39 protein-coding genes are annotated in these 25,677 nt (G+C 68.0%); 36 read left to right on the top strand and 3 right to left on the bottom strand.

Going from position 1 to position 25,677, the window contains the following annotated elements; genetic code table 11:
- Window positions 1–91: 91 nt before the first annotated feature.
- From rpsJ to truA, 31 genes are all read left to right on the top strand, one after another.
- The gene (gene rpsJ / locus ABTZ58_RS15995) at window positions 92–400 is read left to right on the top strand and encodes a 30S ribosomal protein S10 (protein ID WP_003948644.1); all 309 of its coding nucleotides are present in this window, start codon (window positions 92–94) and stop codon (window positions 398–400) included.
- Window positions 401–417: 17 nt separating this feature from the next.
- The gene (gene rplC, locus ABTZ58_RS15990) at window positions 418–1,062 is read left to right on the top strand and encodes a 50S ribosomal protein L3 (protein WP_010036739.1); all 645 of its coding nucleotides are present in this window, start codon (window positions 418–420) and stop codon (window positions 1,060–1,062) included.
- Between the two features lie 4 nt (window positions 1,063–1,066).
- Window positions 1,067–1,723 (top strand): 50S ribosomal protein L4, encoded by a 657-nt coding sequence (gene rplD, locus ABTZ58_RS15985; RefSeq protein WP_311680330.1) that lies wholly within the window; start codon window positions 1,067–1,069, stop codon window positions 1,721–1,723.
- Window positions 1,723–2,142: a 50S ribosomal protein L23 gene (gene rplW / locus ABTZ58_RS15980; RefSeq protein WP_351355986.1), complete on the top strand. Its 420-nt coding sequence runs from the start codon at window positions 1,723–1,725 to the stop codon at window positions 2,140–2,142. The genes rplD and rplW overlap by 1 nt, the downstream gene beginning before the upstream one ends.
- A 38-nt stretch (window positions 2,143–2,180) precedes the next feature.
- The gene (rplB, locus tag ABTZ58_RS15975; RefSeq protein ID WP_006130778.1) at window positions 2,181–3,017 is read left to right on the top strand and encodes a 50S ribosomal protein L2; all 837 of its coding nucleotides are present in this window, start codon (window positions 2,181–2,183) and stop codon (window positions 3,015–3,017) included.
- A gap of 12 nt (window positions 3,018–3,029) precedes the next feature.
- Window positions 3,030–3,311, top strand: a complete 282-nt coding sequence (gene rpsS, locus ABTZ58_RS15970) for a 30S ribosomal protein S19 (protein WP_053759516.1) — start codon at window positions 3,030–3,032, stop codon at window positions 3,309–3,311.
- A gap of 44 nt (window positions 3,312–3,355) precedes the next feature.
- The gene (rplV, locus tag ABTZ58_RS15965; protein ID WP_028420772.1) at window positions 3,356–3,703 is read left to right on the top strand and encodes a 50S ribosomal protein L22; all 348 of its coding nucleotides are present in this window, start codon (window positions 3,356–3,358) and stop codon (window positions 3,701–3,703) included.
- The gene (rpsC, locus tag ABTZ58_RS15960; protein ID WP_311680329.1) at window positions 3,703–4,530 is read left to right on the top strand and encodes a 30S ribosomal protein S3; all 828 of its coding nucleotides are present in this window, start codon (window positions 3,703–3,705) and stop codon (window positions 4,528–4,530) included. The genes rplV and rpsC overlap by 1 nt, the downstream gene beginning before the upstream one ends.
- A 5-nt stretch (window positions 4,531–4,535) precedes the next feature.
- Window positions 4,536–4,955, top strand: a complete 420-nt coding sequence (gene rplP, locus ABTZ58_RS15955) for a 50S ribosomal protein L16 (RefSeq protein WP_004984526.1) — start codon at window positions 4,536–4,538, stop codon at window positions 4,953–4,955.
- Window positions 4,955–5,179: a 50S ribosomal protein L29 gene (gene rpmC / locus ABTZ58_RS15950; RefSeq protein ID WP_010036720.1), complete on the top strand. Its 225-nt coding sequence runs from the start codon at window positions 4,955–4,957 to the stop codon at window positions 5,177–5,179. Before rplP ends, rpmC begins: the two co-directional genes overlap by 1 nt.
- On the top strand, window positions 5,179–5,469 hold the full coding sequence (gene rpsQ / locus ABTZ58_RS15945) for a 30S ribosomal protein S17 (RefSeq protein WP_338782541.1): 291 nt from the start codon (window positions 5,179–5,181) through the stop codon (window positions 5,467–5,469). Before rpmC ends, rpsQ begins: the two co-directional genes overlap by 1 nt.
- A 98-nt stretch (window positions 5,470–5,567) precedes the next feature.
- Window positions 5,568–5,936, top strand: a complete 369-nt coding sequence (gene rplN / locus ABTZ58_RS15940) for a 50S ribosomal protein L14 (protein ID WP_003998823.1) — start codon at window positions 5,568–5,570, stop codon at window positions 5,934–5,936.
- Window positions 5,937–5,938: 2 nt separating this feature from the next.
- Complete coding sequence (gene rplX, locus ABTZ58_RS15935; RefSeq protein WP_010036713.1) at window positions 5,939–6,262, top strand: 50S ribosomal protein L24; 324 nt, start codon at window positions 5,939–5,941, stop codon at window positions 6,260–6,262.
- Window positions 6,262–6,819 (top strand): 50S ribosomal protein L5, encoded by a 558-nt coding sequence (gene rplE / locus ABTZ58_RS15930; protein ID WP_016434630.1) that lies wholly within the window; start codon window positions 6,262–6,264, stop codon window positions 6,817–6,819. The genes rplX and rplE overlap by 1 nt, the downstream gene beginning before the upstream one ends.
- 5 nt (window positions 6,820–6,824) lie before the next feature.
- Window positions 6,825–7,010: a type Z 30S ribosomal protein S14 gene (locus tag ABTZ58_RS15925; RefSeq protein ID WP_003956452.1), complete on the top strand. Its 186-nt coding sequence runs from the start codon at window positions 6,825–6,827 to the stop codon at window positions 7,008–7,010.
- A 212-nt stretch (window positions 7,011–7,222) separates the two neighbouring features.
- Window positions 7,223–7,621, top strand: coding sequence for a 30S ribosomal protein S8 (gene rpsH, locus ABTZ58_RS15920; protein ID WP_014674378.1), 399 nt, complete (start codon window positions 7,223–7,225; stop codon window positions 7,619–7,621).
- 24 nt (window positions 7,622–7,645) lie between these two features.
- The gene (rplF, locus tag ABTZ58_RS15915) at window positions 7,646–8,185 is read left to right on the top strand and encodes a 50S ribosomal protein L6 (protein WP_351355979.1); all 540 of its coding nucleotides are present in this window, start codon (window positions 7,646–7,648) and stop codon (window positions 8,183–8,185) included.
- Window positions 8,186–8,188: 3 nt separating this feature from the next.
- Window positions 8,189–8,572: a 50S ribosomal protein L18 gene (rplR, locus tag ABTZ58_RS15910; RefSeq protein ID WP_351355976.1), complete on the top strand. Its 384-nt coding sequence runs from the start codon at window positions 8,189–8,191 to the stop codon at window positions 8,570–8,572.
- Between the two features lie 36 nt (window positions 8,573–8,608).
- A complete protein-coding gene (rpsE, locus tag ABTZ58_RS15905; protein WP_094054455.1) occupies window positions 8,609–9,214 on the top strand; it encodes a 30S ribosomal protein S5 in 606 nt (201 codons plus the stop codon).
- Window positions 9,215–9,216: 2 nt separating this feature from the next.
- Window positions 9,217–9,399: a 50S ribosomal protein L30 gene (rpmD, locus tag ABTZ58_RS15900; protein ID WP_003974250.1), complete on the top strand. Its 183-nt coding sequence runs from the start codon at window positions 9,217–9,219 to the stop codon at window positions 9,397–9,399.
- Window positions 9,400–9,401: 2 nt separating this feature from the next.
- Window positions 9,402–9,857 (top strand): 50S ribosomal protein L15, encoded by a 456-nt coding sequence (gene rplO / locus ABTZ58_RS15895; RefSeq protein WP_094054456.1) that lies wholly within the window; start codon window positions 9,402–9,404, stop codon window positions 9,855–9,857.
- Between the two features lie 235 nt (window positions 9,858–10,092).
- On the top strand, window positions 10,093–11,406 hold the full coding sequence (gene secY / locus ABTZ58_RS15890; RefSeq protein WP_309095769.1) for a preprotein translocase subunit SecY: 1,314 nt from the start codon (window positions 10,093–10,095) through the stop codon (window positions 11,404–11,406).
- Window positions 11,406–12,068 (top strand): adenylate kinase, encoded by a 663-nt coding sequence (locus ABTZ58_RS15885; RefSeq protein ID WP_351355971.1) that lies wholly within the window; start codon window positions 11,406–11,408, stop codon window positions 12,066–12,068. Before secY ends, ABTZ58_RS15885 begins: the two co-directional genes overlap by 1 nt.
- Before the next feature lie 131 nt (window positions 12,069–12,199).
- On the top strand, window positions 12,200–13,036 hold the full coding sequence (map, locus tag ABTZ58_RS15880; RefSeq protein WP_351355968.1) for a type I methionyl aminopeptidase: 837 nt from the start codon (window positions 12,200–12,202) through the stop codon (window positions 13,034–13,036).
- 213 nt (window positions 13,037–13,249) lie between these two features.
- Window positions 13,250–13,471, top strand: coding sequence for a translation initiation factor IF-1 (gene infA / locus ABTZ58_RS15875; RefSeq protein WP_003948620.1), 222 nt, complete (start codon window positions 13,250–13,252; stop codon window positions 13,469–13,471).
- A 66-nt stretch (window positions 13,472–13,537) separates the two neighbouring features.
- Window positions 13,538–13,651, top strand: a complete 114-nt coding sequence (gene rpmJ / locus ABTZ58_RS15870) for a 50S ribosomal protein L36 (protein ID WP_003998809.1) — start codon at window positions 13,538–13,540, stop codon at window positions 13,649–13,651.
- A 192-nt stretch (window positions 13,652–13,843) separates the two neighbouring features.
- A complete protein-coding gene (gene rpsM / locus ABTZ58_RS15865) occupies window positions 13,844–14,224 on the top strand; it encodes a 30S ribosomal protein S13 (protein ID WP_010036675.1) in 381 nt (126 codons plus the stop codon).
- Window positions 14,225–14,288: 64 nt separating this feature from the next.
- Complete coding sequence (gene rpsK / locus ABTZ58_RS15860) at window positions 14,289–14,693, top strand: 30S ribosomal protein S11 (protein WP_003956432.1); 405 nt, start codon at window positions 14,289–14,291, stop codon at window positions 14,691–14,693.
- A gap of 155 nt (window positions 14,694–14,848) precedes the next feature.
- Window positions 14,849–15,871, top strand: coding sequence for a DNA-directed RNA polymerase subunit alpha (locus tag ABTZ58_RS15855; protein WP_003966937.1), 1,023 nt, complete (start codon window positions 14,849–14,851; stop codon window positions 15,869–15,871).
- A 168-nt stretch (window positions 15,872–16,039) separates the two neighbouring features.
- Window positions 16,040–16,543, top strand: a complete 504-nt coding sequence (gene rplQ, locus ABTZ58_RS15850) for a 50S ribosomal protein L17 (RefSeq protein WP_351355964.1) — start codon at window positions 16,040–16,042, stop codon at window positions 16,541–16,543.
- 147 nt (window positions 16,544–16,690) lie between these two features.
- On the top strand, window positions 16,691–17,545 hold the full coding sequence (truA, locus tag ABTZ58_RS15845) for a tRNA pseudouridine(38-40) synthase TruA (protein WP_351355961.1): 855 nt from the start codon (window positions 16,691–16,693) through the stop codon (window positions 17,543–17,545).
- A gap of 7 nt (window positions 17,546–17,552) precedes the next feature.
- Here truA and ABTZ58_RS15840 read toward each other — a convergent pair whose 3' ends face one another.
- Window positions 17,553–18,422, bottom strand: coding sequence for a hypothetical protein (locus tag ABTZ58_RS15840; protein WP_351355958.1), 870 nt, complete (start codon window positions 18,420–18,422; stop codon window positions 17,553–17,555).
- Window positions 18,423–18,496: 74 nt separating this feature from the next.
- Between ABTZ58_RS15840 and ABTZ58_RS15835 the strand changes: the two genes are divergently transcribed.
- The 4 genes from ABTZ58_RS15835 to glmM all read left to right on the top strand — a co-directional run bounded on the left by ABTZ58_RS15835 (window position 18,497) and on the right by glmM (window position 21,557).
- On the top strand, window positions 18,497–18,820 hold the full coding sequence (locus ABTZ58_RS15835) for a hypothetical protein (RefSeq protein WP_351355955.1): 324 nt from the start codon (window positions 18,497–18,499) through the stop codon (window positions 18,818–18,820).
- 214 nt (window positions 18,821–19,034) lie between these two features.
- A complete protein-coding gene (rplM, locus tag ABTZ58_RS15830) occupies window positions 19,035–19,478 on the top strand; it encodes a 50S ribosomal protein L13 (protein WP_019754543.1) in 444 nt (147 codons plus the stop codon).
- A gap of 42 nt (window positions 19,479–19,520) precedes the next feature.
- Window positions 19,521–20,033, top strand: a complete 513-nt coding sequence (gene rpsI / locus ABTZ58_RS15825; protein ID WP_019526966.1) for a 30S ribosomal protein S9 — start codon at window positions 19,521–19,523, stop codon at window positions 20,031–20,033.
- A gap of 165 nt (window positions 20,034–20,198) precedes the next feature.
- Window positions 20,199–21,557: a phosphoglucosamine mutase gene (glmM, locus tag ABTZ58_RS15820; RefSeq protein WP_351355951.1), complete on the top strand. Its 1,359-nt coding sequence runs from the start codon at window positions 20,199–20,201 to the stop codon at window positions 21,555–21,557.
- Between the two features lie 84 nt (window positions 21,558–21,641).
- Here glmM and ABTZ58_RS15815 read toward each other — a convergent pair whose 3' ends face one another.
- Together ABTZ58_RS15815 and coaA are read right to left on the bottom strand one after the other, a co-directional pair.
- On the bottom strand, window positions 21,642–22,571 hold the full coding sequence (locus tag ABTZ58_RS15815) for a DUF389 domain-containing protein (protein ID WP_351355948.1): 930 nt from the start codon (window positions 22,569–22,571) through the stop codon (window positions 21,642–21,644).
- A 16-nt stretch (window positions 22,572–22,587) separates the two neighbouring features.
- A complete protein-coding gene (gene coaA / locus ABTZ58_RS15810) occupies window positions 22,588–23,556 on the bottom strand; it encodes a type I pantothenate kinase (RefSeq protein ID WP_502996075.1) in 969 nt (322 codons plus the stop codon).
- Window positions 23,557–23,789: 233 nt separating this feature from the next.
- On the opposite strand from coaA, the gene glmS reads away from it, so the two are divergent.
- Window positions 23,790–25,637: a glutamine--fructose-6-phosphate transaminase (isomerizing) gene (gene glmS / locus ABTZ58_RS15805; RefSeq protein WP_351355942.1), complete on the top strand. Its 1,848-nt coding sequence runs from the start codon at window positions 23,790–23,792 to the stop codon at window positions 25,635–25,637.
- Window positions 25,638–25,677 lie beyond the last annotated feature (40 nt).

Raw genomic sequence — 25,677 nt, 5'->3', positions numbered from 1 at the left:
CACGCCCGACCGCGTGGGTCGGAGAACGAAGGCAGCAGAAGGAATCCGCCGGGTTCCAGAGCGTGAGAAGAGACAGGACTACTGAGTAGCCATGGCGGGACAGAAGATCCGCATCCGGCTCAAGGCCTACGACCACGAGGTCATCGACAGCTCGGCGAAGAAGATCGTCGAGACGGTGACGCGTACTGGTGCGTCGGTCGCGGGCCCGGTGCCGCTGCCCACTGAGAAGAACGTGTACTGCGTCATCAAGTCGCCGCACAAGTACAAGGACTCGCGCGAGCACTTCGAGATGCGCACGCACAAGCGCCTGATCGACATCCTCGACCCCACCCCCAAGACCGTTGACTCTCTGATGCGACTCGACCTCCCGGCCGGTGTCGACATCGAGATCAAGCTCTGAGGCCGGTGATCTGAGAGATGGCTAAGCAGATCAAGGGCATCCTGGGCGAGAAGCTCGGCATGACGCAGGTGTGGGACGCGAACAACCGCGTCGTCCCGGTCACCGTCGTCAAGGCCGGCCCCAACGTCGTCACCCAGGTCCGCACGAACGATGTCGACGGCTACGAGTCCGTCCAGATCGCCTTCGGCGAGATCGACCCGCGCAAGGTGAACAAGCCCCTCAAGGGCCACTTCGCCAAGGCCGACGTCACTCCCCGTCGCCACCTCGTCGAGATCCGCACCGCGGACGCCTCCGAGTACACGCTGGGCCAGGAGATCACCGCTGAGGTGTTCGAGGCCGGCGTGAAGGTCGACGTGACCGGCAAGAGCAAGGGCAAGGGCTTCGCCGGTGTCATGAAGCGCCACAACTTCCGTGGCCTCGGCGCCGGACACGGCACCCAGCGCAAGCACCGCTCCCCCGGTTCCATCGGTGGCTGCGCCACCCCGGGCCGTGTGTTCAAGGGCCTCCGCATGGCGGGTCGCATGGGCAACGAGCGGGTCACCACCCAGAACCTGACCGTCCACGCCGTTGACGCGGAGAAGGGTCTGCTGCTCATCAAGGGCGCGGTTCCCGGTCCGAACGGCGGCCTCGTCCTGGTCCGCACCGCGGCCAAGGGGGCCTGAGGTAATGAGCACTGTTGACATCCTTTCGCCGGCGGGCGACAAGGCCGGTTCCGTCGAGCTCCCCGCGGAGATCTTCGGCGTTGAGAAGGTCAGCATTCCGCTGATCCACCAGGTCGTCGTCGCACAGCTGGCCGCTGCCCGACAGGGCACGCACAAGACCAAGACCCGTGGCGAGGTCCGCGGCGGTGGCAAGAAGCCGTACCGCCAGAAGGGCACCGGTCGCGCCCGTCAGGGTTCGACCCGCGCGCCGCAGTTCGCCGGTGGTGGCGTCGTGCACGGTCCCGTGCCGCGTGACTACTCGCAGCGGACCCCGAAGAAGATGAAGGCTGCCGCGCTGCGTCACGCCCTCACCGACCGGGCCCGCCACAACCGCATCCACGTCGTCTCCGGCGTCGTCGAGGGCGACAGCCCGTCGACGAAGGCCGCCCGGACGCTGTTCGGCAAGATCTCGGAGCGCAAGAACCTGCTCCTGGTCGTCGACCGCGCCGACGAGGCCGCGTGGCTGTCCGCCCGCAACCTGCCCCAGGTCCACATCCTGGAGCCGGGCCAGCTGAACACGTACGACGTTCTCGTCTCGGACGACGTGGTCTTCACCAAGGCCGCTTTCGAGTCCTTCGTGTCGGGCCCGAAGGCCAATGACACCGAAGGGAGCGAGGTCTGATGGCTATCCGTCACCCCGCTATCGCCTCGAAGGCCGCGAAGAAGGCCAAGGAGGCTCGCGTCAAGAAGGCGCGTCGCCACGCCACCGAGGGCAAGAACACGGTCGAGACCCCGCTGAGCAAGTCCTTCACGGACCCCCGTGACGTGCTGCTCAAGCCGGTCGTCTCCGAGAAGAGCTACGCGCTCCTCGACGAGGGCAAGTACACGTTCATCGTCGACCCGAACGCCAACAAGACCCAGATCAAGCAGGCCGTCCAGGCGGTCTTCTCGGTCAAGGTCACCGGGGTCAACACGATCAACCGCCAGGGCAAGCGCAAGCGGACCCGCACGGGCTTCGGCCAGCGTGCGTCCACCAAGCGCGCGATCGTGACCCTCGCCGAGGGCGACCGTATCGACATCTTCGGCGGTCCGACCGCGTAAGCGGGTCGGATCGTCCGATATCGGACGAGGACTGAGAAATGGGAATCCGCAAGTACAAGCCGACTACGCCGGGCCGTCGCGGCTCGAGCGTCGCCGACTTCGTCGAGGTCACGCGGTCCACGCCGGAGAAGTCGTTGGTCCGCCCCCTGCACAGCAAGGGTGGCCGTAACAACTCCGGTCGTGTGACCGTCCGCCACCAGGGTGGTGGCCACAAGCGCGCCTACCGCGTGATCGACTTCCGTCGTCACGACAAGGACGGCGTGCCGGCGAAGGTCGCGCACATCGAGTACGACCCCAACCGCACCGCGCGCATCGCGCTCCTGCACTACGCGGACGGCGAGAAGCGCTACATCCTCGCGCCGCGTGGCCTGAGCCAGGGCGACCGCGTCGAGAACGGTCCCGGGGCCGACATCAAGCCGGGTAACAACCTCGCCCTGCGCAACATCCCGGTCGGTACCACGCTGCACGCCATCGAGCTGCGTCCGGGCGGCGGCGCGAAGTTCGCCCGCTCCGCCGGCGCCTCGGTGCAGCTGCTCGCGAAGGAGGGCCAGATGGCCCACCTCCGTATGCCGTCCGGTGAGATCCGCCTGGTCGACGTGCGCTGCCGCGCCACCGTCGGCGAGGTCGGCAACGCCGAGCAGAGCAACATCAACTGGGGCAAGGCGGGCCGTAAGCGGTGGCTGGGCGTTCGCCCGACCGTCCGTGGTGTGGTCATGAACCCGGTTGACCACCCGCACGGTGGTGGTGAGGGCCGGACCTCCGGTGGTCGCCACCCTGTGTCCCCGTGGGGCAAGAAGGAAGGCCGTACTCGTTCGCCCAAGAAGGCGTCGAACAAGTACATCGTCCGCCGCCGCAAGACGAACAAGAAGCGCTAAGGACGGGTTGAGATGCCTCGTAGCTTGAAGAAGGGGCCCTTCGTCGACGACCACCTGATGAAGAAGGTGGACGCCCAGAACGAAGCGGGCACCAAGAACGTCATCAAGACCTGGTCCCGTCGCTCGATGATCGTGCCGGCCATGCTCGGCCACACGCTCGCGGTGCACAACGGCAAGACCCACATCCCGGTGTTTGTCACCGAGTCGATGGTCGGCCACAAGCTCGGCGAGTTCTCGCCGACCCGCACCTTCCGGGGCCACGTCAAGGACGACCGGAAGTCGAAGCGCCGCTAGTCGGCGGGGTGCAATCGACCATGACAGACACTGAAGGGACAACCATGGAAGCCAGGGCCCAGGCGCGGTACATCCGCGTCACGCCCATGAAGGCCCGCCGCGTGGTGGACCTCATCCGTGGCATGGACGCCACGGAGGCTCAGGCGGTCCTGCGTTTCGCCCCGCAGGCCGCGAGCGTGCCGGTCGGCAAGGTGCTGGACAGCGCCATCGCCAACGCCGCGCACAACTACGACCACACCGATGTCGACAGCCTCTACATCTCCGAGGCCTACGTCGACGAGGGCCCGACCCTGAAGCGGTTCCGGCCGCGCGCCCAGGGCCGTGCCTACCGGATCCGCAAGCGGACCAGCCACATCACCGTGGTCGTCAGCAGCAAGGAAGGAACCCGGTAATGGGCCAGAAGGTAAACCCGCACGGGTTCCGGCTCGGTGTCACGACCGACTTCAAGTCGCGTTGGTACGCCGACAAGCTGTACAAGGACTACGTCAAGGAAGACGTCGCCATCCGTCGGATGATGACGTCCGGCATGGAGCGCGCCGGCATCTCCAAGGTCGAGATCGAGCGCACCCGTGACCGCGTGCGTGTGGACATCCACACCGCTCGTCCGGGCATCGTCATCGGCCGCCGCGGCGCCGAGGCCGACCGCATCCGCGGCGACCTCGAGAAGCTCACCGGCAAGCAGGTCCAGCTGAACATCCTCGAGGTCAAGAACCCTGAGACCGACGCTCAGCTGGTCGCCCAGGCCGTCGCCGAGCAGCTCTCCTCCCGCGTCTCCTTCCGCCGTGCCATGCGCAAGAGCATGCAGTCGGCGATGAAGGCCGGCGCCAAGGGCATCAAGATCCAGTGCGGTGGCCGCCTCGGTGGCGCCGAGATGTCCCGCTCGGAGTTCTACCGCGAGGGCCGCGTGCCCCTGCACACGCTCCGCGCGAACGTGGACTACGGCTTCTTCGAGGCCAAGACGACCTTCGGCCGCATCGGCGTGAAGGTCTGGATCTACAAGGGCGACGTCAAGAACATCGCCGAGGTCCGCGCCGAGAACGCCGCTGCCCGCGCCGGCAACCGCCCGGCCCGTGGTGGCAACGACCGCCCGGCCCGTGGTGGCCGCGGTGGCGAGCGTGGCGGGCGCGGTCGCAAGCCGCAGCAGGCTGCCGGCGCCGAGGCCCCCAAGGCCGAGGCTCCCGCCGCCGCTCCGGCTGAGAGCACCGGAACGGAGGCCTGACCGTCATGCTGATCCCCCGTAGGGTCAAGCACCGCAAGCAGCACCACCCCAAGCGCAACGGCATGTCCAAGGGTGGCACGCAGGTTGCGTTCGGCGAGTACGGCATCCAGGCGCTGACCCCGGCGTACGTCACGAACCGCCAGATCGAAGCGGCTCGTATCGCCATGACCCGTCACATCAAGCGTGGCGGCAAGGTCTGGATCAACATCTACCCGGACCGCCCCCTCACCAAGAAGCCGGCCGAGACCCGCATGGGTTCCGGTAAGGGTTCGCCGGAGTGGTGGGTGGCCAACGTCAAGCCCGGACGCGTGATGTTCGAGCTGTCGTACCCCAACGAGAAGATCGCGCGCGAGGCCCTGACCCGTGCGGCTCACAAGCTGCCGATGAAGTGCAAGATCGTCAAGCGCGAGGCAGGTGAAGCGTGATGTCGGCCGGTACCAAGGCGTCTGAGCTGCGCGAGCTGGGCAACGAGGAGCTTTTGAACAAGCTCCGCGAGGCCAAGGAAGAGCTGTTCAACCTCCGCTTCCAGGCGGCGACGGGCCAGCTCGAGAACCACGGGCGGCTCAAGGCCGTCCGCAAGGACATCGCGCGGATCTACACCCTGATGCGTGAGCGCGAGCTGGGCATCGAGACGGTGGAGAGCGCCTGATGAGCGAGAGCAGCAACGTGACTGAAGAGACCAAGACGGACCGCGGTTTCCGCAAGACCCGTGAGGGTCTGGTCGTCAGCGACAAGATGGACAAGACCGTCGTCGTCGCCGTCGAGGACCGCGTCAAGCACGCGCTGTACGGCAAGGTCATCCGTCGTACGAACAAGCTCAAGGCCCACGACGAGCAGAACGCCGCGGGTGTCGGCGACCGCGTCCTCCTGATGGAGACCCGGCCGCTGTCCGCGACCAAGCGCTGGCGCGTCGTCGAGATCCTCGAGAAGGCCAAGTAATTCCTGCGGGGCAAACCCCGCAGGTCAGTTCCGCCAGGCTCCGGGGGACCGCTCGGTGAGCGGCCCCCGGGGAACCGGCAGACGATCAGGAGATAGACGTGATCCAGCAGGAGTCGCGACTGCGTGTCGCCGACAACACGGGTGCGAAGGAGATCCTCTGCATCCGTGTGCTCGGCGGCTCCGGTCGCCGCTACGCGGGTATCGGTGACGTCATCGTCGCCACCGTCAAGGACGCGATCCCCGGTGGCAACGTGAAGAAGGGTGACGTCGTCAAGGCGGTCATCGTTCGCACCGTCAAGGAGCGCCGCCGTCCGGACGGCTCGTACATCCGCTTCGACGAGAACGCCGCCGTCATTCTCAAGAACGACGGCGACCCTCGTGGCACCCGTATCTTCGGCCCGGTCGGCCGTGAGCTGCGCGAGAAGAAGTTCATGAAGATCATCTCCCTCGCGCCGGAGGTGCTGTGAGCATGAAGATCAAGAAGGGCGACCTGGTCCAGGTCATCACCGGTAAGGACAAGGGCAAGCAGGGCAAGGTCATCGCGGCCTTCCCCCGTGAGGACCGTGTCCTGGTCGAGGGTGTCAACCGGGTCAAGAAGCACACCAAGGCCGGTCCGACGGCTCGCGGTTCGCAGGCCGGCGGCATCGTCACCACCGAGGCGCCGATCCACGTCTCCAACGTCCAGCTGGTCGTGGAGAAGGACGGCAAGAAGGTCGTGACCCGCGTCGGTTACCGCTTCGACGACGAGGGCAACAAGATCCGCGTTGCCAAGCGGACGGGTGAGGACATCTGATGGCTACCACCACCACTCCGCGTCTGAAGCAGAAGTACCGCGAGGAGATCGCGGGCAAGCTGCGTGACGAGTTCAAGTACGAGAACGTCATGCAGATCCCCGGCCTCGTCAAGATCGTGGTCAACATGGGTGTGGGCGACGCCGCCCGCGACTCCAAGCTGATCGAGGGCGCCATCCGCGACCTCACCACGATCACCGGTCAGAAGCCGGCCGTCACCAAGGCCCGCAAGTCCATCGCGCAGTTCAAGCTGCGTGAGGGTCAGCCGATCGGTGCCCACGTCACGCTCCGTGGCGACCGCATGTGGGAGTTCCTGGACCGCACCCTGTCGCTGGCGCTCCCGCGCATCCGCGACTTCCGCGGCCTGTCCCCCAAGCAGTTCGACGGCCGTGGCAACTACACCTTCGGTCTCACGGAGCAGGTCATGTTCCACGAGATCGACCAGGACAAGATCGACCGCGTCCGGGGTATGGACATCACCGTGGTCACCACGGCGACCAACGACGCTGAGGGCCGCGCGCTCCTCCGTCACCTCGGCTTCCCCTTCAAGGAGGCGTGAGCGAGATGGCGAAGAAGGCTCTGATCGCGAAGGCTGCTCGCAAGCCCAAGTTCGGCGTGCGTGCGTACACCCGCTGCCAGCGCTGCGGTCGTCCGCACTCCGTGTACCGCAAGTTCGGCCTGTGCCGCGTGTGCCTTCGTGAGATGGCTCACCGTGGCGAGCTGCCGGGCGTGACCAAGAGCTCCTGGTAATCCCCACTTCAGGGATTCCGGAAGACTCTCGGTAAGCATCTGGGTGGACAGGGGCCCGCTCCGCATGGCTTAGGCTTGTGGGGTTGGGCGCCTGTCGCCGCCCGTACGACTTACTACGCCGTAGGTCCACCGCGCCGCACCCGTCCCGTCTCGGATCGGGGAGAGGGATGGCGCACCAGGAAACCCCGGCGAGAGAGGCCGAAGGCCAATTCATGACCATGACTGATCCGATCGCAGACATGCTTACGCGTCTGCGGAACGCGAACTCGGCGTACCACGACTCGGTGTCGATGCCGCACTCCAAGATCAAGTCTCACATCGCGGAGATCCTCCAGCAGGAGGGCTTCATCACGGGCTGGAAGGTCGAGGACGCCGAGGTCGGCAAGAACCTCGTCCTGGAGCTGAAGTTCGGCCCCAACCGTGAGCGCTCCATCGCGGGCATCAAGCGGATCTCCAAGCCCGGTCTCCGGGTGTACGCGAAGTCCACCAACCTGCCGAAGGTGCTCGGCGGCCTCGGCGTGGCGATCATCTCCACGTCGCACGGGCTCCTCACCGACAAGCAGGCCGGCAAGAAGGGCGTGGGTGGGGAAGTCCTCGCCTACGTCTGGTAGCGGAAGGGAACGGAGGAAACAGCTATGTCGCGCATCGGCAAGCTCCCCATCGCGGTTCCCGCCGGCGTGGACGTCACCATCGACGGCCAGACGGTCTCGGTCAAGGGCCCCAAGGGCACGCTGACCCACACCGTCGTGGCGCCGATCGAGATCGCCAAGGGTGAGGACGGCGTCCTGAACGTCACCCGCCCCAACGACGAGCGTCAGAACAAGGCCCTGCACGGCCTGTCCCGCACGCTGGTGGCGAACATGATCACCGGCGTGACCCAGGGTTACGTGAAGAAGCTCGAAATCAGCGGTGTCGGTTACCGCGTTGTCGCCAAGGGTTCGAACCTGGAGTTCTCCCTCGGTTACAGCCACCCGATCCTGATCGAGGCGCCCGAGGGCATCACCTTCAAGGTGGAGGCCCCCACCCGCTTCTCGGTCGAGGGCATCGACAAGCAGAAGGTCGGCGAGGTTGCGGCCAACATCCGCAAGCTGCGCAAGCCGGACCCGTACAAGGCCAAGGGCGTCAAGTACGAGGGCGAAGTCATCCGCCGCAAGGTCGGAAAGGCGGGTAAGTAAGCCATGGCATACGGGCAGAAGATCCTCAAGGGCGACGCCTACAAGCGCGCCGCGATCAAGCGCCGTCACATCCGGATCCGCAAGCGGATCAACGGTACGGCGGAGCGTCCCCGTCTGGTCGTGACCCGCTCCAACCGCCACATCGTGGCGCAGGTGATCGACGACCTGAAGGGTCACACCCTGGCGTCGGCGTCCACCCTGGACAGCTCGATCCGCGGTGGCGAGGGCGACAAGTCCGCGCAGGCCAAGCAGGTCGGCGCCCTGGTCGCCGAGCGTGCCAAGGCCGCCGGTGTCGAGACCGTCGTGTTCGACCGTGGTGGCAACCAGTACGCCGGGCGCATCGCCGCCCTGGCGGACGCCGCCCGCGAAGCCGGGCTCAAGTTCTGAGCCGCTTGTAGCTAGCGGAAAGAGAGAGGTAATCCAATGGCTGGACCCCAGCGCCGCGGAAGCGGTGCCGGTGGCGGCGAGCGGCGGGACCGGAAGGGCCGTGACGGCGGCGCTGCTGCCGCCGAGAAGACCGCGTACGTTGAGCGCGTCGTCGCGATCAACCGCGTCGCCAAGGTTGTGAAGGGTGGTCGTCGCTTCAGCTTCACCGCGCTGGTCGTGGTGGGCGACGGTGACGGCACCGTGGGTGTCGGCTACGGCAAGGCCAAGGAGGTGCCGGCCGCCATCGCCAAGGGTGTTGAGGAGGCCAAGAAGCACTTCTTCAAGGTCCCCCGTATCCAGGGCACCATCCCGCACCCCATCCAGGGTGAGAAGGCTGCCGGCGTCGTGCTCCTCAAGCCCGCGTCCCCGGGTACCGGTGTTATCGCCGGTGGTCCGGTGCGTGCCGTGCTCGAGTGCGCCGGTATCCACGACGTGCTGTCGAAGTCGCTCGGCTCCGACAACGCGATCAACATCGTGCACGCGACCGTGGCGGCCCTGAAGGGCCTGCAGCGTCCCGAGGAGATCGCGGCCCGCCGTGGTCTGCCCCTGGAGGACGTCGCCCCCGCGGCTCTGCTGCGCGCTCGTGCCGGGGCGGGTGTGTGATCATGGCGCAGCTCAAGATCACGCAGGTCAAGTCCTACATCGGCAGCAAGCAGAACCACCGTGACACCCTGCGCTCCCTTGGTCTCAAGGGGATCAACACGCAGGTCGTCAAGGAGGACCGCCCCGAGTTCCGCGGCATGGTGCACACCGTCCGCCACCTCGTGACGGTCGAGGAGGTCGACTGATCATGGCGGAGCAGAACCCGCTCAAGATCCACAACCTCCGTCCCGCCCCCGGCGCCAAGACCGCGAAGACCCGTGTCGGTCGTGGTGAGGCGTCGAAGGGTAAGACGGCCGGTCGTGGTACCAAGGGCACCAAGGCCCGCTACCAGGTTCCGGAGCGCTTCGAGGGCGGGCAGATGCCCCTCCACATGCGTCTCCCGAAGCTGAAGGGCTTCAAGAACCCGTTCAAGACCGAGTACCAGGTCGTGAACCTCGACAAGCTGGCCGCGCTCTACCCCGAGGGTGGCGAGGTCACCGTCGAGGGTCTGGTGGCCAAGGGCGCCGTTCGCAAGAACGCGCTCGTCAAGGTCCTCGGCCAGGGCGAGATCTCCGTGGCGCTGCAGGTGACGGTCGACGCCGTCTCCGGCTCTGCCAAGGAGAAGATCACCGCCGCCGGCGGTTCCGTCACCGAGCTCGTCTGAACTCCACAGGCGTCTCGATGACCTGAGCGATCCCGACCGGGGATACCCCACAAATGGGGTATCCCCGGTTGGTCGTTCCTAGGGCGGCAGTCTCGCCGGTAAGGTGGCCTGCACTGCCCTCTTTACACAGGGTGCTGCACTTCCGGCACTCTGAGCGGCAGTTGACCGTTACCTATTCGTCGAACCTCAAGACCGTCACCCTTGACGCAGTTGCGCGGGGGTCGCAGGAGGCACCGTGCTCACCGCGTTCGCCCGGGCGTTCAAGACGCCCGACCTGCGCAAGAAGCTGCTCTTCACGCTCGGCATCATCGTGGTCTACCGGGTCGGTACGCACATCCCGATCCCAGGCGTCGACTACCGGAACGTCCAGACCTGTATCGACAACGCCCAGGCCAACCAGGGTCTCTTCGGCCTGGTCAACATGTTCAGCGGTGGCGCGCTGCTGCAGATCACGATCTTCGCGCTGGGCATCATGCCGTACATCACGGCGAGCATCATTCTGCAGCTGCTGACCGTGGTGATCCCGCGCCTGGAAGCCCTGAAGAAGGAGGGCCAGGCCGGTACGGCGAAGATCACGCAGTACACCCGTTATCTGACGATCGCCCTCGCCATCCTCCAGGGCACCGGCCTCGTCGCCACCGCCCGCAGCGGCGCGCTGTTCCAGGGCTGCCCGGTGGCCAGCCAGATCGTCCCGGACCAGTCGATCTTCGTCACGATCACCATGGTCATCACCATGACCGCCGGTACGGCCGCCGTGATGTGGCTCGGTGAGCTCATCACCGACCGCGGCATCGGCAACGGCATGTCGATCCTGATGTTCATCTCGATCGCCGCCACGTTCCCGTCCGCCCTGTGGGCCATCAAGGAGCAGGGCTCGCTGGCCGACGGCTGGATCGAGTTCGGCACCGTCATCGCGGTCGGCCTCGTCATGGTCGGCCTGGTCGTCTTCGTCGAGCAGGCCCAGCGCCGGATCCCGGTGCAGTACGCCAAGCGCATGATCGGCCGCCGTTCCTACGGCGGTACGTCGACCTACATCCCGCTCAAGGTGAACCAGGCGGGTGTCATCCCCGTCATCTTCGCCTCGTCGCTGCTCTACATCCCCGCGCTGATCGCGCAGTTCGCCGGAGGCAACTCGGGCTGGAAGACCTGGATCGAGCAACACTTCGTCAAGGGCGACCACCCGTACTACATCATCACGTACTTCCTGCTGATCGTTTTCTTCGCGTTCTTCTATGTGGCGATCTCCTTCAACCCCGAAGAAGTCGCCGACAACATGAAGAAGTATGGTGGCTTCATCCCGGGCATCCGGGCTGGCCGACCGACCGCTGAGTACCTGAGCTACGTGCTCAACCGGATCACCTGGCCGGGTTCGCTGTACTTGGGGCTGATCGCTCTCGTGCCGACGATGGCGTTGGTTGGTTTCGGGGCAAACCAGAACTTCCCGTTCGGCGGCACCAGCATCCTGATCATCGTGGGTGTGGGCCTGGAGACGGTGAAGCAGATCGAGAGCCAGCTCCAGCAGCGCAATTACGAAGGGTTCCTCCGCTGATGCGAATCGTCCTCGTCGGGCCGCCGGGCGCCGGTAAGGGAACGCAGGCCGCGTTCCTGGCCCAGAACCTGTCGATCCCGCACATCTCCACGGGCGACCTGTTCCGGGCCAACATCAGCCGGCAGACGGAACTCGGCAAACTGGCGAAGTCCTACATGGACGCGGGCAACCTCGTGCCCGACGAGGTCACCATCGCCATGGCGAAGGACCGCATGGAGCAGCCGGACGCCGAGGGCGGTTTCCTGCTGGACGGCTTCCCGCGCAACGTCTCGCAGGCCGAGGCTCTCGACGAGCTGCTGGAGACCGAGAGCATGCAGCTCGACGCGGTGCTCGACCTGGAGGTCCCCGAGGACGAGGTGGTCAAGCGGATCGCCGGCCGCCGCATCTGCCGCAACGACTCGTCGCACGTGTTCCACGTGACGTACAAGCAGCCGGCCAAGGACGGCGTCTGCGACGTCTGCGGCGGCGAGCTGTACCAGCGGGACGACGACTCCGAGGAGACGGTCCGCACGCGGCTGGAGGTCTACCACACCCAGACCGAGCCGATCATCGACTACTACAAGGCCCAGGGCCTGGTGGTCACGATCTCGGCGCTCGGCAAGGTGGAGGACGTCACGCGGCGCGCCATGGAGGCGCTCAAGCGTGGTGAGGACGACAAGTAGTCGTTCGTACGCAGCTACGGCCGCGGTTCCCCTCGGGGACCGCGGCTGCTGTGTGGGCGGGGCCGTCGCCCGGCCCCGTATCGTTGAAGGCGTTCACCGTCGCCACAAGGTCCAGAAAGGCCGTAGCCCCCATGGTGCAGATCAAGACCCCCGAGCAGATCGCCAAGATGCGTGAGGCGGGGCTGGTCGTCGCCGCCATCCACGCGGCGACCCGTGAGGCCGCCGTCCCCGGGGCCACCACCAGGGATCTGGACCAGGTCGCCCGCAAGGTGCTCGCCGAGCACAACGCCAAGCCGAACTTCCTCGGCTACGGCGGCTTCCCCGCGACCATCTGCACGTCGGTGAACGAGGTCGTCGTCCACGGCATCCCCTCCGACGACGTCGTCCTCAAGGACGGGGACGTCATCTCCATCGACTGCGGCGCGATCATCGACGGCTGGCACGGCGACGCGGCCTTCACGGCCTTCGTCGGCTCCGGTCACGCCCCGGAGCTGATCGAGCTCTCCCGGGTGACCGAGGAGTCGATGTGGGCCGGCATCGCCGCGATGAAGCAGGGCAACCGGCTGGTGGACATCTCCCGGGCCATCGAGACGTACATCCGCCGCCAGCCCAAGCCGGGCGGCGGCAAGTACGGGATCATCGAGGACTACGGCGGCCACGGCATCGGCACCGAGATGCACATGGACCCGCACCTGCTGAACTACGTCGACCGGCGGCGCGGCAAGGGCCCCAAGCTGGTGCCCGGGTTCTGCCTGGCGATCGAGCCGATGGTGTCGCTGGGGACGCCGCGGACGGAGGTCCTGGAGGACGACTGGACGGTCGTCACCACGGACGGCACGTGGTCGTCGCACTGGGAGCACTCCGTCGCGCTGACGGAGGAGGGGCCGCTCGTGCTGACGTCTCCCGACGGGGGCAAGGCGAAGCTCGCCGAGCTGGGCATCCAGGCCGCGCCGGATCCGCTGGGCTGAGCGCCGTGCGCGTCCGCGCCCCGGTCGGGGCCGTTCGCGCGGTTCCCCGCGCCCCTCAGGGGCGCGCTTAAAGCTCTTGTGGGCCGGGCAGACTCTCTCGATTCGTTTTTCCGAGGGGCCTGACGTAGACTGACTCGTCGGCTCTTGTGTACCCGCATGCCTGCATGCGGCCCGCACGGAGTCGATCAAGGTAGTCGATTCGAAGGGCGAAGCGTGGCCAAGAAGCAAGGTGCCATCGAGATCGAGGGCACTGTCGTCGAGTCTCTTCCGAACGCCATGTTCAAGGTCGAGCTCCAGAACGGCCACCAGGTCCTGGCACACATCAGCGGCAAGATGCGTATGCACTACATCCGCATCCTCCCTGACGACCGGGTCGTGGTGGAGCTGTCTCCGTACGACCTGACGCGTGGCCGGATCGTCTACCGCTACAAGTAGATCTTGCCTGTGTCCCGGCGCCTCGTGCGTCCGGGCTGCCGGCACTGACCCGGAGAACCTCACCCCATGAAGGTCAAGCCGAGCGTCAAGAAGATCTGCGACAAGTGCAGGGTGATCCGCCGTCACGGCCGGGTCATGGTCATCTGCGAGAACCCGCGCCACAAGCAGCGCCAGGGCTGACGCACGACCGATCCCTCTGCATCCATCGCAGAGATTCGCGCGACGCAAGCTGAATAGTTCATACGCAGGACCCAGGCGGACACCGAGCCGCCTGACACCCCCGGTCGGAGGCCGGGGACCCAGTTCGTACCTGGTACGGCGGCTGGGAGTCGGTTCTGTGGAAGACCTCCGACAAGCAACTGGAGCCATTGAATGGCACGCGTTTCCGGTGTTGACATCCCGCGCGACAAGCGCGTGGAGATCGCCCTCACCTACGTGTTCGGCATCGGCCGGACCCTCTCGCAGCAGACGCTGGCCGCCACCGGCGTCGACCCGAACACCCGCGTTCGCGACCTCTCCGAGGAGCAGCTCGTCGCGATCCGCGAGTACGTCGACAACAACATCAAGACCGAGGGTGACCTCCGTCGTGAGATCCAGGCCGACATCCGCCGCAAGGTGGAGATCGGTACCTACCAGGGTCTGCGTCACCGTCGTGGTCTGCCCGTCCGCGGTCAGCGCACCAGCACCAACGCGCGTACCCGCAAGGGCCCGCGTCGCGCCATCGCCGGCAAGAAGAAGCCGGGCAAGAAGTAGTCCACAGCGGACGCCTGTCCACGGTCTTCGCTGTAGGACCGACCACCTCCCGTAGGAGTTAGAGATGCCCCCCAAGGGTCGTCAGGGCGCTGCCAAGAAGGTGCGCCGCAAGGAAAAGAAGAACGTCGCTCACGGCCACGCGCACATCAAGAGCACGTTCAACAACACGATCGTCTCGATCACGGACCCGTCCGGCAACGTGATCTCCTGGGCCTCCGCCGGCCACGTCGGCTTCAAGGGTTCCCGGAAGTCCACGCCGTTCGCCGCGCAGATGGCCGCCGAGTCGGCTGCCCGCCGCGCCCAGGAGCACGGCATGCGCAAGGTCGACGTGTTCGTGAAGGGCCCGGGTTCCGGTCGTGAGACCGCGATCCGCTCCCTGCAGGCCACGGGCCTCGAGGTCGGCTCCATCCAGGACGTCACCCCGACCCCGCACAACGGCTGCCGTCCGCCGAAGCGCCGCCGCGTCTGACGCGTCGCCTTCGGGTTCACGGTTTTCGGGCGGTACGGCTCCGTGAAAGGGCCGTATCGCCCGTACCCTTGCAGTACCCGCTTCTTCTTTGTCGGAGGCGGTTCAAGTCGGGCGTCAAATAGCGGGCGCCCCCGACTGAAGGATCTGATCCACACATGCTGATCGCTCAGCGTCCCTCGTTGACCGAAGAGGTCGTCGACGAGTTCCGCTCCCGGTTCGTGATCGAGCCGCTGGAGCCGGGCTTCGGCTACACCCTCGGCAACTCCCTGCGCCGGACCCTCCTCTCCTCGATCCCGGGTGCGGCGGTCACGTCCATCCGCATCGACGGCGTGCTGCACGAGTTCACCACCGTGCCGGGCGTCAAGGAGGACGTCACCGACCTGATCCTCAACATCAAGCAGCTGGTCGTCTCCTCGGAGCACGACGAGCCGGTCGTGATGTACCTGCGCAAGCAGGGCCCGGGTCTGGTCACCGCCGCCGACATCGCGCCCCCGGCCGGTGTCGAGGTGCACAACCCCGACCTCGTCCTCGCCACGCTCAACGGCAAGGGCAAGCTGGAGATGGAGCTGACGGTCGAGCGCGGCCGCGGTTACGTCTCCGCCGTGCAGAACAAGCAGGTCGGCCAGGAGATCGGCCGGATCCCGGTCGACTCGATCTACTCGCCGGTGCTCAAGGTCACGTACAAGGTCGAGGCCACGCGTGTCGAGCAGCGCACCGACTTCGACAAGCTGATCGTCGACGTCGAGACCAAGCAGGCCATGCGTCCGCGTGACGCCATGGCGTCGGCCGGCAAGACCCTGGTCGAGCTGTTCGGTCTCGCCCGTGAGCTGAACATCGACGCCGAGGGCATCGACATGGGTCCGTCCCCGACGGACGCCGCCCTCGCCGCCGATCTGGCGCTGCCGATCGAGGAGCTGGAGCTCACCGTTCGGTCGTACAACTGCCTCAAGCGTGAGGGCATCCACTCCGTGGGTGAGCTCGTCGCGCGGTCCGAGGCGGACCTGCTCGACATCCGCAACTTCGGTGCGAAGTCGATCGACGAGGTCAAGGCGAAGCTGGCGGGTATGGGCCTGGCGCTCAAGGACTCGCCTCCCGGGTTCGACCCGACCGCTGCCGCGGACGCCTTCGGCGCCGACGACGACGCGGACGCCGGTTTCGTGGAGACCGAGCAGTACTGATCCGGCTGCCGGTCCGTTGTGGCTGGTCGCGCAGTTCCCCGCGCCCCTTACGGGGCGCGGATCCTCCGGGGCGTCGAAAGGCGCCCCGGATCTCCGACGGGCGACCGCCTGCTCGGATACTGACCTCGGTACCTGATACGGCCGGGGCAGACACCTAGGAGAAACACCATGCCGAAGCCCACCAAGGGTGCCCGTCTGGGCGGCAGCGCCGCGCACGAGAAGCTGATGCTCGCGAACCTCGCGAAGTCGCTGTTCGAGCACGGTCGTATCACCACCACCGAGGCGAAGGCTCGCCGCCTGCGCCCGTACGCCGAGCGTCTGGTCACCAAGGCGAAGAAGGGCGACCTTCACAACCGCCGTCAGGTGCTCCAGGTCATCACGGACAAGAGCATCGTCCACACGCTCTTCACCGAGATCGGCCCGCGCTACGAGAACCGTCCGGGTGGCTACACCCGCATCACCAAGATCGGCAACCGCCGTGGCGACAACGCGCCCATGGCCGTCATCGAGCTGGTCGAGGCGCTGACGGTGGCGCAGGAGGCGACCGGCGAGGCCGAGGCCGCGACCAAGCGCGCCGCGAAGGACGCCGAGGCTGCCGAGGCCCAGGTCGACACGACCAAGGCCGAGGACGCCCAGGAGTCCAAGGACGCCGAGGAGTCCAAGGACGCCTAGCCGTCTGCCGGGGGCTGTCCGCGGGCGGCTTGCGGTTCGTCGTGGCTGTCCGCGCAGTTCCCCGCGCCCCTGAAAGGGCGTTGTCGGCGGGCCCGTTCCCTTTTCCGGGGGGCGGGCCCGCCTTCGTGTGGGTGAGAGGATCCTGGGGTGAGTGACGAAGCAGAGGCCGGGCGGGTCCGGGTCCGGCTCGACCTGTCGTACGACGGCACCGAGTTCTCCGGGTGGGCCAAGCAGGCCGGGGGACGGCGGACCGTGCAGGGGGAGATCGAGGACGCCCTGCGGACCGTGACGCGGTCCGGGGAGACGTACGAACTGACCGTGGCCGGGCGTACGGACGCCGGGGTGCACGCCCGGGGGCAGGTCGCGCACGTCGATCTGCCGCGCGAGGTGTGGGCCGAGCACCACCAGAAGCTGCTCAAGCGGCTCGCCGGGCGACTGCCCCGGGACGTGCGGGTCTGGGCGCTGCGGGAGGCGCCCAGCGGGTTCGACGCCCGCTTCTCGGCGGTGTGGCGGCGGTACGCCTACCGGGTCACCGACAACCCCGGCGGTGTCGACCCGCTGCTGCGCAACCACGTGCTGTGGCACGACTGGCCGCTCGACGTGGACGCCATGAACGAGGCCGGCCGCGGACTGGTGGGCGAGCACGACTTCGCCGCCTACTGCAAGAAGCGGGAGGGGGCCACCACCATCCGCACGCTGCAGGAGCTGAGCCTGGTGCGCGGCGACGACGGGATCGTCACGGCCACCGTGCGGGCCGACGCCTTCTGCCACAACATGGTGCGCTCGCTCATCGGGGCGCTGCTGTTCGTGGGAGACGGGCACCGGCCGCCGGACTGGCCCGCGAAGGTGCTGGCGGCCGGCGTGCGGGACTCGGCCGTGCACGTCGTGCGGCCGCACGGGCTGACGCTGGAGGAAGTCGGCTACCCGGCCGACGAGTTGCTCGCCGCGCGCAGCAAGGAGGCGCGGAACAAGCGGTCGTTGCCGTCGGCCGGGTGCTGCTGAGGCCCGGTCACTCGTTCGCCGCGGCCGAGGCCTGGGCCTCGCCGCGGCGGCGGATCTGGTTGAACGTGAACTGCTGGAGGTCGCCGCTGGTGCGGAAGACCTCGGTGTCCTTCGTGGTGACATCCTTGCCGCTGGTGAAGCCCGCGTTGGCGAAGTAGGCGTAGCGGCCGAAGGAGTTGCTCGTCGTGTTGCAGATGGCGGACTCGCAGAAGCCCTTCACACCGCCGCCGGAGAGCGACTTCACGAAGCTCTTCTTGTCGGTCTGGCTCTTGGCCTTGAGCGCCTGGGCCTCCGTGTCGAAGACCGCCACGCCCATGGTGACCGCGATGCCGCCCTTGACGTAGGTCACGCGTATCAGACGCGTGCAGTCGTTGGCGGTGAGGACCTTGGGGAGGGTGCCGCCGGCGGCCGAGGCGCAGCTCCTGGTGTCGGCGGTGGGGCCCTTCTTGTAGACCGTGTCGCCCATCGTCAGCTGGGTGCCGGGGAAGAGCGTCTCCGGACTGAGCGGGGCCTTGTCCTTCTTCGCGCTGGCGATGAAGTCCTTCGGGTCCAGCGGGGGCGGGGCGCTGGTCGGGGCGAACGACGGGGCCGAGGCCGTGCCGCTGGGGATGTCCGCCGAGGGCAGGGAGGCGGGGCTGTCCGTCCGGCCGTCGCCGCCCGCCGAGACCACGGCCACCGCGACGGCGGTGCCGATCGCGACCGTGGCGAGCGCACCGCCGCCGACGAGCAGCAGACGGCGTCGCTTGTTGCGGGCCTCGGAGGCTTCAGCGAGCGCTGCCCAGTCGGGAGACCGGCCGCCCCCGCTGCTCCAGGGCTGCTGCGACTGCGGTTTCCAGGGATCCCACTGGGACTGAGGTCCCCCCTGCCCAAAGCTCATGGGGCGCATCTTAGACGGGACATGGGGCGTGCTGGTCCGCCTGGACGGGCTCCGCAGCCCCTAGCGTTCCTCCCATGCGCACGGGCAAAGGCGACATCTGCGGGTGGTTGGGGCGACTGCTGCCGGCCGTGGTGCTGCTGGTGTGCCTGTCGGTCTGGCCGGCCGCCGCGGTCGGGATCTGGCCGTCCGTCGTGGTCGGGGCGGTGCGGGCGGGCCGCCGGGCGCGCGGGGGCGGCTCCGTGGCGCGGTGGTGCGCCGGGGTGCTGGCCGATGTGGTGCTCTCGTCGGTGTTCCCGTACGTGCGGCCGGTCCGGTGGCGGGGAATGCGGCGGACGGCGCGCAGGGTGGTGACGCTGTGTGCCGCGCTGTGCACACCGGGGAGCATTCGGCGCCGGTGATCCCGCGTTTTGACCCTTGTCGAACACCCCGGTATTCTGCTTGTTCGTTGTGTATTGGCTTGCTCATTCTCACGGGACGGGCCCTTACACCGGTCCACCGGGCCGATGACCAGCGACCAGCACGCGGTTTGCGTCACCGCAGTGCGGTCAAGGCTGTCGTGATCGTTTCGGTGACCTGTTCAGGACCATTCACTCGAAGCGAAGGCTACGAACCGTGCGTACGTACAGCCCCAAGCCCGGCGATGTGACGCGCCAGTGGCACGTCATTGACGCTCAGGACGTCGTCCTGGGCCGTCTCGCCTCCACCGCAGCGACCCTTCTCCGGGGCAAGCACAAGCCGATCTACGCGCCGCACGTCGACGCTGGTGACTTCGTCATCATCATCAACGCCGACAAGGTGCACCTCTCCGGCAACAAGCGCACCCAGAAGATGGCGTACCGCCACTCCGGCTACCCGGGTGGTCTGCGCTCCGTCCGTTACGACGAGCTGCTCGACAAGAACCCCGAGAAGGCCATCGAGAAGGCCGTCAAGGGCATGCTCCCCAAGAACACTCTGGGCCGTCAGATGCTCTCGAAGCTGAAGGTCTACAAGGGTGACCAGCACCCGCACGGCGCGCAGCAGCCGCAGCCGTACGAGATCACCCAGGTCGCGCAGTAAGTCCGGCCACCCCCTAAGACTGAAGAGAATCTGAGGAGAATCGTGGCCGAGACCACTGCCGAGCAGCCGCTCGAAGAGCTTGACATCGACAGCTACACCACCGAGTCCGAGGTCCCCGTCGAGGGCGAGTACACCTCGGAGTCCATGGCGTCCCGCTTCGGCGAGCCCCAGCCGGCCGCCGGCCTGGGCCGTCGCAAGAACGCCATCGCCCGCGTCCGGATCGTCCCGGGCACCGGCAAGTGGAAGATCAACGGTCGCACCCTCGAGGACTACTTCCCGAACAAGGTGCACCAGCAGGAAGTCAACGAGCCGTTCAAGGTCCTCGAGCTCGAGGGCCGCTACGACGTCATCGCCCGCATCGCCGGTGGCGGTGTCTCCGGCCAGGCCGGTGCGCTCCGTCTCGGTGTCGCCCGCGCGCTGAACGAGGCCGACGTCGACAACAACCGCGGTCCGCTGAAGAAGGCCGGTTTCCTCCGCCGTGACGACCGCGCGGTCGAGCGCAAGAAGGCCGGTCTGAAGAAGGCCCGCAAGGCTCCGCAGTACAGCAAGCGCTAAACGCGACGCCCGTCCTCGCGACTGGCTTCGCCTCGATCGCCCCGGCGGCACGGTTGTGCTGCCGGGGCGGTTCGTTTACACAACCCCTACCGGCCCCGGACAGTCTCAGGGGAGGTACGCGGGAATGTGAGCCGCATTCTCTTCAGCAATACGGAGGACACCACAGTGGGACGACTCTTCGGCACGGACGGCGTGCGCGGTGTCGCCAACGCGGATCTCACGGCGGAGATGGCCCTGGGCCTGTCCGTGGCCGCGGCGCACGTACTGGCCGAGGCGGGCACGTTCGAGGGGCACCGGCCCACCGCGATCGTCGGACGTGACCCCCGCGCCTCCGGGGAGTTCCTGGAAGCCGCCGTGGTGGCGGGCCTGGCCAGCGCCGGTGTGGACGTCCTGCGTGTCGGTGTGCTGCCGACGCCCGCCGTGGCGTTCCTGACCGGGGAGCTCGGCGCCGACCTGGGTGTGATGCTCTCCGCGAGCCACAACGCCATGCCGGACAACGGCATCAAGTTCTTCGCCCGCGGCGGCCACAAGCTCGCCGACGAGCTGGAGGACCGCATCGAGTCCGTCTACGAGGAGCACCGCACCGGCGCCCCGTGGGACCGGCCGACCGGCGCCGGGGTGGGCCGGGTGCGCGACTACGACCAGGGCTCCGACCGGTACGTCGCCCATCTGCTGGGTGTCCTGCCGAACCGGCTCGACGGGCTGAAGGTCGTCCTGGACGAGGCGCACGGCGCCGCCGCCCGGGTCTCGCCCGAGGCGTTCCGGCGGGCCGGTGCCGAGGTCGTCACGATCGGGGCCGAACCGGACGGGCTCAACATCAACGACGGGTGCGGCTCCACGCACCTGGACCTGCTCAAGGCCGCCGTCGTCGAGCAGGGGGCCGACCTCGGCATCGCGCACGACGGCGACGCCGACCGGTGCCTCGCCGTGGACCACACCGGCGAGGAGGTGGACGGCGACCAGATCCTCGCCGTGCTCGCCCTGGCCATGCGGGAGCAGTCCACGCTGCGGTCCGACGCGGTCGTGGCGACCGTGATGTCCAACCTGGGCTTCAAGCTCGCCATGGAGCGCGAGGGCATCCGGCTCGTCCAGACGGCGGTAGGGGACCGGTACGTGCTGGAGGAGATGAAGGAGCACGGGTTCGCCCTCGGGGGTGAGCAGTCCGGGCACGTGATCATCCTCGACCACGCGACCACGGGTGACGGCACCCTGACCGGGCTGCTGCTGGCCGCGCGGGTCGCGCAGAGCGGGCGTCCGCTGCGGGAGCTGGCGTCCGTGATGGAGCGGCTGCCGCAGGTGCTGGTGAACGTGCCCGACGTGGACAAGTCGCGGGTCCGTACGAGTGCGGAGCTTGCGGCGGCGGTGGCGGACGCGGAGCGGGAGCTCGGGGAGACCGGGCGGGTGTTGCTGCGGCCTTCGGGGACCGAGCCGTTGGTGCGGGTGATGGTCGAGGCCGCGGACATCGAGCAGGCTCGGTCGGTGGCCGGGCGGCTCGCCGATGTCGTGAAGTCGGCGTTGGGATAGGGCGGGATTCGTCCCGGGTCCGGGGCGGGGTGCTGTGGGCGGCCTGCGGGTCCGTCGTGGCTCGTCGCGCCGTTCCCCGCGCCCCTAGGTGCGCTGCCGTTGGCGTTGCCAGAGCCACTTCTGGGTCAGCAGGGTCAGGGTGCCGGCCAGGATGATGCCCAGCAGGTTGAGCAGGAGCTGTTCCGTCGAACCCCAGGTCTGCTTCATATCGCCGTAGCTGAGGGCCACCGCCGCGTTGGCGGCGGCCGGGACCGTGGTCACCGAGATCGCGACGCCGACCAGCGCGCCGGACTTGGCAGAGGTCAGGGAGAGCGTGCCCGCGGCGCCGGCGAGGACCGCCACGACGAAGGAGAACCAGTCGGGGGCGTAGATGAAGCTGGTGTTGGGGCGGTCGCTCTCCAGCTTCCCCTCGCTGAACAGGTTCACCGCGTCCATGAAGTGGCTGAAGCCGACCGTCACCGCCATCGCCACGGCGAAGCCCACCAGCAGGGCGGTCAGCGAGCGCAGCGCCAGGCGGGGCGCGCGCTGCACCACCGCCGTGCAGATGCCCGCGAGCGGGCCGAACTCCGGGCCCACCGCCATCGCGCCCACGATCAGGATGGCGTTGTCCAGCACCACACCGCAGGCCGCGATCATGGTGGCCAGGATGAGGAACGCCAGGTAGGTGACCGACAGCGTGGACTCCTCGTGCGTGGCGTCGGTCAGGTGCTCCCACAGCACCGCGTCCGCGCCCTCGCCCGGCGCGTCGGCCTCCGCCTCGTCGGCGCGCTTCGACAGCGACAGGTCGATGTTCTCGACGGAGATCGAGCCGCAGTCCTCCAGGTCCAGTTCCCGCAGGCGGCCGAGGAGTTCGTCGCCCGCCTCCCGGGCCACGTCGCACATCACGACGTCGCCGGCGGGGTCGCGGGCCGCGCCCGGCAGCACGACGAGATGCGTGGTACCGACCGTCCCCTCGATCAGACGGACCACGTCACCGCTCTTCTCGGACGGCGTGATCAGGCGCAGATGCAGCATGGCGGCAGCGTAACGGTCACAGCTTGCGCAGGCTCAGGCGCTGCACCTTGTGGTCGGGGCCCTTGCGCAGGACGAGGGTGGCGCGGCCGCGGGTGGGGGCGATGTTCTCGACCAGGTTGGGCCGGTTGATCGTGCGCCACATCGTGCGGGCGTAATCGAGGGCCTCCTCCTCGGAGACCTGCGTGTACTTGCGGAAGTACGAGGACGGGTTCTGGAAGGCGGTCGCGCGCAGCTTGCGGAAGCGGCTGAGGTACCAGCGCTCGATGTCCTCGACGCGGGCGTCCACGTAGACGCTGAAGTCGAAGTAGTCGGCGAGGCCGACCCGGGTGCGGCCGTCCTTGCCGGGCAGGGCGGGCTGCAGGACGTTCAGGCCCTCGACGATCAGGATGTCGGGGCGGCGGACCGTGAGGCGCTCGTCCGGGACGATGTCGTAGATCAGGTGGGAGTAGACCGGGGCCGTGACCTCGTCCTTGCCGGCCTTGATGTCGGCGACGAAGCGGGTCAGGGCGCGGCGGTCGTAGGACTCCGGGAAGCCCTTGCGGGACATCAGGCCGCGGGCCTGGAGGTCCCGGGTGGGCAGCAGGAAGCCGTCGGTGGTGACCAGTTCCACACGAGGGTGCTCGGGCCAGCGGGAGAGCAGGGCCTGCAGCAGGCGGGCGACCGTCGACTTGCCGACGGCGACCGAACCGGCGACCCCTATGACGAACGGGGTGCCGGACTGGGAGCCCTGCTCGCCGAGGAACGTGTTCAGCGCCCCTCTCAGGCCGTCCGTGGCGCCGACGTAGAGGTTGAGGAGCCGGGACAGCGGGAGGTAGATGTCCCGCACCTCGTCCAGGTCGATCACGTCACCGAGACCGCGCAGCTTCTCGACCTCCTCGGCCGTCAGGGGCAGCGGCGTCTTGTCACGCAGCGCGCTCCATTCGGCTCGGGTGAGGTCGACGTAGGGAGTCGCCTCCGGGCGGGGCCGGTGGGCGCTCCGGGGCATCGAGGAGACCGGGGAGATCACAGTCCATTGTTACGGGCGCACGAACGGACGGTGAGGTGGGATCCGTCACGCGGGTCTTTTGGGCCGCTCTCAGGGGAGAAATCCGGCCAAGGGGAGGGTCCGGCGCTCAGGACCGACAGGGGCAGCCGGGTCGTTCGTACCACGGTGGGAATTTCCGATTCCGGGCACGCAACGGCCGGTTCGGCACGGGAATCGACCCTAAGCTGCCGCCCATGTGTGGAATCGTGGGATACGTGGGGCCGCAGTCGGCGCTCGAGGTCGTGATGGCCGGGCTGAAGCGGCTGGAGTACCGGGGCTACGACTCGGCGGGCGTGGCCGTCCTGGCCGACGGAGGGCTCGCGACGGCCAAGAAGGCCGGCAAGCTCCTCAACCTGGAGAAGGAACTGGACGGCAGGCCGCTGCCGACGGGCACGACGGGCATCGGCCACACCCGGTGGGCCACCCACGGCGGACCGACCGACGCCAACGCCCACCCGCACATCGACAACGCGGGCCGGGTCGCGGTCGTCCACAACGGCATCATCGAGAACTTCGCCGCACTGCGCGCCGAACTCCAGGAGCGCGGCCACGAGCTGTCCTCCGAGACCGACACCGAGGTCGTCGCCCATCTGCTCGCCGAGGAGTTCTCCTCCTGCGCGGACCTGGCCGAGGCGATGCGGCTGGTGTGCCGGCGGCTGGAGGGCGCGTTCACGCTGGTCGCGGTGCACGCCGACGAGCCGGACGTGGTGGTGGGCGCCCGGCGGAACTCGCCGCTGGTGGTGGGCGTCGGCGAGGGTGAGGCCTTCCTCGCCTCGGACGTCGCCGCGTTCATCGAGCACACCCGGTCCGCGATCGAGCTGGGCCAGGACCAGGTGGTGGAGCTGCGCCGGGACGGCGTGACGGTGACGGGCTTCGACGGCCGGCCGGCCGACGTGCGCTCCTACCACGTCGACTGGGACGCCTCGGCCGCGGAGAAGGGCGGCTACGACTACTTCATGCTCAAGGAGATCGCCGAGCAGCCCAAGGCGGTCGCCGACACCCTGCTGGGCCGGATCGACGGCTCCGGCTCGCTGACCCTGGACGAGGTGCGGATCCCGCCGCGGGTGCTGCGCGAGATCGACAAGGTCGTCATCGTCGCGTGCGGTACGGCCTTCCACGCCGGGATGATCGCCAAGTACGCCATCGAGCACTGGACGCGCGTGCCGTGCGAGGTGGAGCTGGCCAGCGAGTTCCGCTACCGCGACCCGATCCTGGACGCGCAGACGCTGGTCATCGCCATCTCCCAGTCCGGCGAGACCATGGACACGCTGATGGCCCTGCGGCACGCCCGCGAGCAGGGTTCCAAGGTGCTGGCGATCTGCAACACCAACGGCTCGACGATCCCGCGCGAGTCCGACGCCGTGCTGTACACGCACGCCGGGCCGGAGGTCGCCGTCGCCTCCACGAAGGCGTTCCTCACGCAGCTCGTCGCCTGCTACCTGGTCGCCCTGTACCTCGGCCAGGTCCGGGGCACCAAGTGGGGCGACGAGATCCGGGCGGTGATCCGGGACCTGTCGTCCATCTCCGGCGCGGTGGAGCGGGTGCTCGGGACGATGGAGCCGGTGCGGGAGCTGGCGCGCACGCTGGCCTCGAAGAACACGGTGCTCTTCCTCGGCCGGCACGTCGGCTACCCGGTGGCCCTGGAAGGCGCGCTGAAGCTGAAGGAGCTCGCCTACATGCACGCCGAGGGGTTCGCGGCGGGCGAGCTGAAGCACGGGCCGATCGCGCTGATCGAGGAGGACCTGCCGGTCGTCGTGGTCGTGCCGTCACCGCGCGGGCGGTCGGTGCTGCACGACAAGATCGTGTCCAACATCCAGGAGATCCGGGCGCGGGGCGCGCGGACGATCGTCATCGCCGAGGAGGGCGACGAGGCGGTCGTGCCGTACGCGGACCATCTGATCCGGATCCCGGTCACGCCGACCCTGCTGCAGCCGCTGGTGGCCACCGTGCCCTTGCAGGTGTTCGCGTGCGAACTGGCGACGGCTCGCGGCAACGAGGTGGACCAGCCGAGGAACCTGGCGAAGTCGGTGACCGTGGAATGAGCGAAGGGGGCGAACGGCCGCGGCCGTTCGCCCCCGCTTC

The organism is Streptomyces sp. NPDC094143, assembly GCF_040303825.1.
Classification (GTDB): domain Bacteria; phylum Actinomycetota; class Actinomycetes; order Streptomycetales; family Streptomycetaceae; genus Streptomyces.
Note: the sequence above shows the minus strand (reverse complement) of the source record. Positions and strands in the feature narration are given on the sequence as shown.